This window comes from Streptomyces sp. NPDC058964 (assembly GCF_042741275.1).
Lineage (GTDB): Bacteria > Actinomycetota > Actinomycetes > Streptomycetales > Streptomycetaceae > Streptomyces.
Genome location: NZ_JBHYKH010000598.1, coordinates 1 through 5107, shown reverse-complemented (window position 1 = coordinate 5107; position 5107 = coordinate 1). Strand labels below are relative to the sequence as shown.

General features: G+C 67.8%; 5 protein-coding genes and 1 pseudogene. 1 reads left to right on the top strand and 5 read right to left on the bottom strand.

Annotation, left to right across the window (positions count from 1 at the left end; genetic code table 11):
* Positions 1-570, bottom strand: a 570-nt coding sequence (locus ACFW2E_RS41160) for a tetratricopeptide repeat protein (protein WP_384475532.1), incomplete at its 3' end; no start/stop codon positions are given.
* 201 nt (positions 571-771) lie between these two features.
* On the opposite strand from ACFW2E_RS41160, the gene ACFW2E_RS41155 reads away from it, so the two are divergent.
* Positions 772-1908 (top strand): glycosyltransferase, encoded by a 1137-nt coding sequence (locus ACFW2E_RS41155; RefSeq protein WP_384475530.1) that lies wholly within the window; start codon positions 772-774, stop codon positions 1906-1908.
* An 82-nt stretch (positions 1909-1990) separates the two neighbouring features.
* On the opposite strand, the gene ACFW2E_RS41150 is transcribed toward ACFW2E_RS41155, so the two are convergent.
* From ACFW2E_RS41150 to ACFW2E_RS41135, 4 genes and pseudogenes are all read right to left on the bottom strand, one after another.
* Complete coding sequence (locus ACFW2E_RS41150) at positions 1991-3265, bottom strand: glycosyltransferase (protein WP_384475528.1); 1275 nt, start codon at positions 3263-3265, stop codon at positions 1991-1993.
* A 53-nt stretch (positions 3266-3318) separates the two neighbouring features.
* On the bottom strand, positions 3319-3876 hold the full coding sequence (locus tag ACFW2E_RS41145) for a tetratricopeptide repeat protein (protein WP_384475525.1): 558 nt from the start codon (positions 3874-3876) through the stop codon (positions 3319-3321).
* A gap of 248 nt (positions 3877-4124) precedes the next feature.
* Positions 4125-4556: a hypothetical protein gene (locus tag ACFW2E_RS41140; protein WP_384475523.1), complete on the bottom strand. Its 432-nt coding sequence runs from the start codon at positions 4554-4556 to the stop codon at positions 4125-4127.
* An 83-nt stretch (positions 4557-4639) separates the two neighbouring features.
* Positions 4640-5014, bottom strand: a pseudogene (locus ACFW2E_RS41135) (aminotransferase class I/II-fold pyridoxal phosphate-dependent enzyme); the annotation flags it as partial.
* Positions 5015-5107: the final 93 nt, after the last annotated feature.

Sequence of the window (5107 nt, the reverse complement as noted above, 5' to 3'; positions counted from 1 at the left end):
CCGGAACTCTTCCGGCACTTGGGAGAGGGCCTTGGAATCGGCGGCGACCGCACGGCGGAACGCAGCCTCGGCCTCGCCCTTGCGGTTGTTCTCCGCCAGGAGCCGGCCCAGTTGCAGTTGGGTCATTCCCGCCTTGGGATCGATGGCAGCGGCACGCTTGAGGAGTTCAATGGCCCGGTCGGGGTCACTCGTTTTCAGCATGTACGCCTCGCTGTAGAGAGCGGACATGAAGTACGGATCGATTTCGAGGGCCTTGTCGAATTCCGCCGATGCAGTCGTCGTCCTGCCGGACTGCTGATCGATGAGCCCGAGGCCGTACCAGGCGCGTTTGTTCCTGGGGTCCAGTTCCAGGGCGTGCCGGTAGTCCTGGGCGGCCCCCGTGGAATCCTGCTGGATCTGGTGCTGAAGGGCGGACTTCAGCAGTGCCTCCACCGACTTCGCGTTCCGGGTCACTGAAGCGGCCTTGGATTCCGACGGCTCGGCCGACGGGGAATGAATCGCCCAGACGGTCGCCCCAGTGGCAACGGTCGCCGCCGCGGCGAGCCCTGCCCACAATCTCGTACGTTTCACTTGGTCACTTTTCGTGGAAGGTGGTGGACGTATGGAGTTGGCCTGTCTCAGGTCGTCGGCACCGACGTTACGAGGCACCCACGACGGTGCCGCCGTACGGCAGGCGCGAGGGGCGTTCAGACCACTCGAATGCACGAGTCCGGAGAATGGCTGCGGCCCAGCCTCTTTGCGCGGCTTTCCCCGGCTGGATTGGATGGGACCGTGAAGTCAACGGTCTGTCTCAACATGATCGTCAAGGACGAGGCGCCGGTGATCCGGCGTTGTCTCGAATCCGTACGGCCCCTGATCGACACCTGGGTCATCGTGGACACCGGCTCGACCGACGGCACGCAGGACGTCATCCGCGACGTCTACCGCGACCTGCCCGGCGAACTGTACGAACGGCCTTGGAAGGGGTTCGACGGCAGCCGTACCGAGGCGATCGAACTCGCCCGTGCCGGCGCGGACTACCTGCTCTTCATGGACGCCGACGACGTGATGGAGGTGGCGCCCGGCTCCGCCATGCCCGAGCTGACTCTCGACGCCTACCGGCTCAGCATCAGAAGCGGGCGCTACAGGTACCGGCGCCGCGCCCTGGTCTCGACCCGGCTGCCCTGGCGGTACGTCGGTGTCCTGCACGAGTACCTCGACTGCGGTTCGCAGTACAGCCTCGGGAACCTGGAAGGGGCCACCGTCGTCGTCGTGGGCGGCGGGGGACGCAGCAGGGGGAAGAGCCCGCGGGAGAAGTACCTGGGAGATGTCGAGATCCTCCGGCAGGGCCTGATCAAGGAGCCCGGCAACGAGCGCTATGTGTTCTACCTGGCCCAGGGCTGGCGCAACGCCGGTGAGTTCGAGAAGGCGATCGAAGCCCACGACCGCCGGGCGGGCATGGGCGGCTGGGACGAGGAGGTCTTCTGCTCCCGCCTGTTCGGCGCACAGTTGGCCGAGCAGCTGGGGCGGCCGCCGGCCGAGGTGATGGACCGCTACCTCGGTGCGCACGAGAGCCGCCCCGCACGCGCCGAGGCTCTCGGTGAGCTCGCGCGCTGGTGTCGTCTCAACGGGCAGCGGTGGCCGCTCGCCCATCTGTTCGCGCAGCAGGCGGCGCGCCTCCCGTATCCGAGCGGCGACCACCTGTTCGTCGAGCCCGCCTGGTACGAGTGGCGGGCCCTCGACGAACTCGCCGTGTCCGCGTACTGGGTCGGGGAGTACGAGGAGTCGGAGGGCTGCTGTGAGCGCCTGCTGGCAGAAGGCAGGTTGCCCGCCGAGGATCGTGACCGCGTGTTCCAGAACCTGGAGCTCTCACGACGCCATCTGCGCTCCGGGCAATTCGCCCGGGCGAAGCAACGCGTCGGAGTCTGAAGTGGGGTGAGTCCGGCCCACAGACGTCGAAGGCGCCCGGCGGAACCACACGGTCCACCGGGCGCCTGCCGTCGCGGCGGATCTAGACCAGCAGCTTTCCGCCGTGCCGCGCGGTGCCGTCCTTCATCGCGATGAGGTTGGCGACCACGTACGAGATGTCGTTCTTGGAGTGCCACTCGCTCGGGAAGTAGGTGACCAGACGTGACGACTGGAACCGGGCCTCGAGGTCCGGCACGAAGGCGCGGTACTGGTCGTCCGTGTAGTACCAGAACGAGTTCTCGTTGTAGTAGGCGCCGTGCGTCGGGTCCTGGTACGCGCCGCGGCCGTCGGAGCTGGGCGTCATGGTGAGGAGCATGCCACCGGGCGCGAGCAGCCGGTACAGCTCGTTGATCAGCGGCACCTTGCTGGGCACGTACTCGAGGAAGTCCACCGCCCGCACCAGTCCGACGGAGTCGTCGGGCAGGTCCAGCTTGTCGGGCAGGGTCGCGACGATGTCGACGCCCTTGGCCTCCCGCCGGTCCACGCCGACGTAGCCCGGGGGCTTGCGGTGGGCCGCTCCGAGGTCCAGGGCGAGCAGTCCGCGCCGGTAGGTCCAGGCGAGGGCGTTGGCCTCGATGTACTTGTCGTACAGGGCGACCGTCTCGCGCTGGATGTGCGCGTTGATCTCCGGGTCGCGCTGGGTGTTCTCGGGGTGGACCCGCTGGAGGTACAGACAGCGGTCGATGTGGTGGAAGTCGCCGATGTGGAAGAGGCGGCACATCAGGTCCTGGTCGTCCAGGACCGTCCGCGCGGCGTCGTACCCGCCGGCCTTCTCGTAGCTCTCCTTGCGGAAGGCCCGCACGTGGTTGGGCGCGTACCAGATGTAGGCGACGTTGTGCGGCGTCGGCGCCAGGGAGTGGACCTGCAGCACCTTGAGGCCGTCGACCGTCACTTCCTCGTACTGCCAGCCGAACGTCTCGTCGAAGCGGCTGTCGTCCCGCTTCCCGTCCTCGGTGATCTGAGCGGTGTTGCTGTACACGAAGACGGCTCCGGGGTTCTCGTCGAACGCCCTGCCGACCTCCGCCAGACAGGCCTTCGCCATCAGGTCGTCGTGGTCGAGTTCCACGAGGATCTCGCCGCGGGCCAGTTCACAGGCCCTGCGCTTCGCCGCCCCCACCCCCTTGAGCTCGTCCGCGATCTCGACGCGGACCCGGTCGTCGGGTCGCTCCGGCCGCCACCGGGCGCCGTTGTTGAGCAGGACGATCCACTCCCAGTCCGGACAGGTCTGCGCCTGAAGGGTCGCCAGGCACTCGTCGAGGTAACGGGGCTGGTGGCTGGGGGTGAAGACGGAGAACCTCGGTGTCGCCGTCGGCGTCATCTTGTTGCTCCCTGCTTGGCTCGATTTCGGTGAGGGGATCGCGAAGTCGGGAATCACCGGAATTCCTCCGGAACTTGGGAACGCAGCTTGGGATCGTCCGCGACCGCGCGGCGGAACTCGTCCGCGGCATCGTCGTCACGCTTCTTCTGCTCCCAGATCCGTCCGAGGTGCAGATGTGCCGTGGCCGCCTTGGGATTGCCGGCGATGACGCGCTCCAGGAGTTCGACCGCGCGGTCGGGGTCGCTCGTCTCCAGCAGCACCGCCTCGTTGAAGAGGGCCGACGGGAATGCCGGATCGGTCTTCAGGGCGTTGTCGTAGTCCGCACGTGCATCGGCCGGCCTGCCGTCCCCCTGTGCGATGACCCCCAGGTTGTACCAGGCGAACTTGTTGTGTGGGTCCAGCTCCAGCACGCGCCGGTAGGTACGGTCGGCCCCTTCGAAGTCGTGGTCGTTCTGCTGCAGAATGCCTGCCTGCAAGAGCGTGTTGGCATCCTGCAGGTTCTGGGCCGTCGATGAGGGGGCCTTGGAATCCTGAGGCGCTGCCGAGTAGGAATGAACGACCCACAACGACACTCCGGTGGTAACTGCGGCCACACCGAAGAGCCCTGCCAAGAATTGCCAGTGTTTCACTTTGTCACATCTCGTGGAATGGTGCGGGACGATGGCGTGCCGGAGTCCGAACCACCGTGATTTCCACCGACGTTACGAGGCGATGCCGATGCGGCCGCCGTTTGGCGGGCTCTTGGGACGCGCAGTCCACCCGAATGTACGTGTCGCGCGCACAAAAAAATGGCGCCCGGTCCGCGCGTCGCTGCGGGTGCACGCGGACCGGGGCCGTCGAGGGGACCCCGGGGGAGGGGTCAGCGGGCCGCGCTGAGTTCGTTCGGTTCGGCCAGTGCGGCGGTGTGGGCGTCCATGCGCTCGGCGGACAGGATCGCCGCCGCCGTGTCGGCGCGGGAGGCCGCGACGACGAGGGCGCGGCCGGCGAGGGTGTGCGCCCGCTCGTGCAGGGCCGCCACCCGGGGGCCGGCCGCGGTGCCGGACGCGCGGGCCGGCGTGTGCCCGCCCCGCAGCCGGGCCACCTGCTCGGTCAGCCGTTCGGCCGCCAGGTCCAGGTCGGCGGACGGCGCGAGCGTCCGCAGCTCGTCGGTGACGGCGAGCAGCGCCGCGAGATGCCCCGCGAGCTGGATGTCCAGCTCCTCCTCGCGCGACCGGTGGGGGAAGTCCGTGTTGCCGGCCGTCGCGGTGTGGACGGACCTCCGAGAAGGCCCCGTGTGGATCGGTTCGTACATGGGATGGCCTCCTGTGCTCAGGAAGCCATCCTAGCTTGGATTTCGTCTAAAGTTGAGCCTGGTCACGGACCGCGGTCCGCCGGCTACGGTTGGCCGTATCCGTCCAGGAAGTTGCCGATCCGGGTCACCGCGTCCCGCAGGTCGCCGACCGTCGGCAGGGTCACCACCCGGAAGTGGTCCGGCTCCGGCCAGTTGAAGCCGGTGCCCTGGACGACCATGATCTTCTCCTTGCGGAGGAGGTCGAGGACCATCTGGCGGTCGTCCTTGATCTTGAAGACCTTGGGGTCCAGGCGCGGGAAGAGGTACAGCGCGCCCTTCGGCCGGACGCACGTCACGCCCGGGATCTGCGTCAGCAGCTCATAGGCGGTGTCCACCTGCTCCTTCAGCCGTCCGCCCGGCAGGACCAGGTCGTTGATCGACTGGCGGCCGCGCAGTGCGGCCACAACCCCCGGCGGGCCCCGCAAGGTGGCGCACCCGTCTCATATACACAACTCCGATCCCCCCAGAAAAGGAACAAACACGGGTTTGGGGGGTGGGGTGTGTAAGAGGGG